This window comes from Streptomyces sp. NPDC054956, assembly GCF_053609185.1.
This window is the reverse complement of the sequence record NZ_JBSGXB010000542.1, coordinates 1-2,758: the sequence shown is the minus strand read 5'-3', so window position 1 is coordinate 2,758 and position 2,758 is coordinate 1. Positions and strand designations below refer to the sequence as shown.

Sequence of the window (2,758 nt, the reverse complement as noted above, 5' to 3'; positions counted from 1 at the left end):
CTGTGCAAATCGCGCTGCGGCGCGATCTACACCATCGAGGACGGCCGCCTCACCGGCGTCCGCCCGGACCCGGACCATCCCACCGGCGCGGCGATGTGCCCCAAGGGCCGTTCCGCGCCCGAGATCGCGCACAGCACCCGGCGCCTGACCACCCCCCTGCGCCGCACGAACCCCAAGACGGACCCCGATCCCGGCTGGGTGGCCATCTCGTGGGACGAGGCCATGGCCGAGATCGCGGAGAAGCTGCGGGCGATCGCCGCGGAGAGCGGCCCCGAGGCCGTCGCGTTCGGCGTGGCCACCCCTTCGGGCACGATGGTCTCGGACGCCACCGAGTGGATCGAACGCTTCGTACGCCGCTTCGGCAGCCCGAACACGGTCTACAGCGCGGAGATCTGCAACTGGCACAAGGACTTCGCGCACGCCTTCACCTTCGGTGCGCCCATCCCGCCGCCCGACTACGCGAACGCCGGCCTGGCGCTGCTGTGGGGCTTCAACCCCGCGAAGACCTGGCTGTCCCAGTCCGCCGCGCTGTCCGCCGCCCAGGCCAAGGGCACGAAGCTGGCCGTCGTGGACCCGCGCCGGTCCACCAGCGCGCTGCGCGCCGACCACTGGCTGCGCGTACGCCCCGGTACCGACGCCGCGCTCGCGCTGGGCCTCGCCCACCTCCTGATCGAGAGCGGGGGCTACGACGAGGCGTTCGTCCGCGCATGGACCAACGGGCCCCTGCTCGTACGCACCGACACGGGGTGCTTCCTGCGGGCCGCGGACCTCGGTGAGCCCGGGAACCACGACGGGCCGGGCCGACTCGCCTCCGAAGCCACCGCCACCGGCGAGCCCCCCGCGGGCTTCGTCGTCTTCGACGAGGAGACCGGCCGCCCCGAGGCCTACGACACCGCCCGCGCCGCCCACCGCCCCGAACGCTTCGCCCTGCGCGGCCACCGCCAGGTCACCCTCCGTGACGGGTCGGTCGTCGACTGCGCCCCCGCCTTCGAGCACTACGCCCGGGCCTGCGCGGCCTGGCCGCCGGACCGGGTCGCGGCCACCACCTGGATTCCCGAGCGGGAGATCCGCGCCCTCGCCGCCGAGATCGCGGCCGCCCCGTCGGTCACCTCCTACGGATGGACCGGCGTCGGCCAGAGCGCCAACGCGACCCAGACCGAGCGCGCCCTGGCCACGCTCTACGCCCTGACCGGCTCCTACGACAGCCCCGGCGGCAACCACGTCGCCCCCGCCCCGCCCTACAACCCGGCGACCTCCTTCGCCCAGTTCGCCCCCGAACAGCGCGCCAAGGCCCTCGGACTCGACAAGCACCCCCTCGGTCCGCCGGCGTACGGGTACATCAACTCGGGCGACCTGTGCACCGCCATCGAGACCGGCCGCCCCTATCCGGTCCGCGCCCTCATCGGATTCGGCTCCAACCTCGTCGTCGCCCAGCCCGACTCCGACCGCACGGCCGCCGCCCTGCGCACGCTGGAGTTCCAGGTCCACCTCGACCTCTTCCACAACCCGACCAGCACCAGCGCCGACATCGTCCTCCCGGTCAACAGCGCCTACGAGCACGAAGCCCTGCGCTTCGGCTTCGAGATCAGCCACCGCGCCCAGGAGCACGTGCAGCTCCGCCCCAGGATGGTCGAGCCGCAGGGCCTCTCCCGCAGCGACACCGAGTTCGTCTTCGACCTCGCGGGCCGGCTCGGCATGGGCGGGGAGTTCTTCGACGGGGACATCGAGGCCGCCTGGAACTGGCAGCTCGAACCCCTCGGCCTCACCGTGGACGAACTCCGCGCCAGGCCCGGAGGAGTACGGGTACCCCGCGAACTGGCCCACCGCAAGTACGCGGCCCCGACCGGCCAGCCCCCGACCGGCCCGGACCCGACCATCCAGGACGTCGTGGCCGGCTTCAACACCCCGACCCGCCGCGTGGAGCTCTACTCCCAGCTCCTCCTGGACCACGGCTACCCGCCCGTGCCCGAACACCACGACCCCGCCCCCACCGAAGCCGCGTACCCGCTCGTCCTGACCTGCGCCAAGCACGGCTACTTCGTCCACAGCCAGCAGCGGTCCCTGACCTCGCTGCGCCGTCGCGCCACCGACCCCGCCGTGGACATCCACCCCGAGACCGCGGCCGCCCGCGGCATCAGCGAGGGCCAGTGGGTCGAACTCACCACCCGCCTCGGCTCCGTCCGCCTGCGCGCCCGCTTCGACGACTCCCTGCACCCCTCCGTCGTGGTCGGCGAGTACGGCTGGTGGCAGGACGCACCCGACCTCGCCCTCCCCGGCGCCGACCCGACCGGTCCCACCGGCAGCAACTTCAACCGCCTCGTGGACCACAGCCTCACCGACCCGCTCAGCGGCTCCACGCCCCTGCGCTCCTCCGTCTGCGAGATCCGCCCCGCCCCCACCGACGGCGCCTGGACCGGTACCCGCGCCTTCACCGTCACCGAGCTCTCCGACGTGAGCCCCGGCATCCGCGGCCTGCGCCTGGAACCCTGCGACGGCGGCGCCCTGCCCGACTACCGACCCGGCCAGCACCTGACCGTCCGTGCCGAACACCCCGACGGCACGCTCCAGGACCCGGCGGACGGCCGGAGCTACTCCCTCACCGGACCCGCCACCGAGGCCGGCCGCACGGCCTACCACCTCGCCGTGCGCCACATCCCCGGCGGCGCGTTCTCCACCCTCGTCCACGAGCGGCTGCGGGTCGGGGACCGCCTCCACCTCGCCAACCCCGGCGGCGTGTTCTGCATCCCCACCCACACCG

At 73.8% G+C, this 2,758-nt stretch carries 1 protein-coding gene; it reads left to right on the top strand.

Annotated elements, in window-relative coordinates; translation table 11 throughout:
- A partial coding sequence (locus ACWGDE_RS37975) for a molybdopterin-dependent oxidoreductase (RefSeq protein ID WP_453393647.1) occupies positions 1-2,758 on the top strand: 2,758 nt, incomplete at both ends.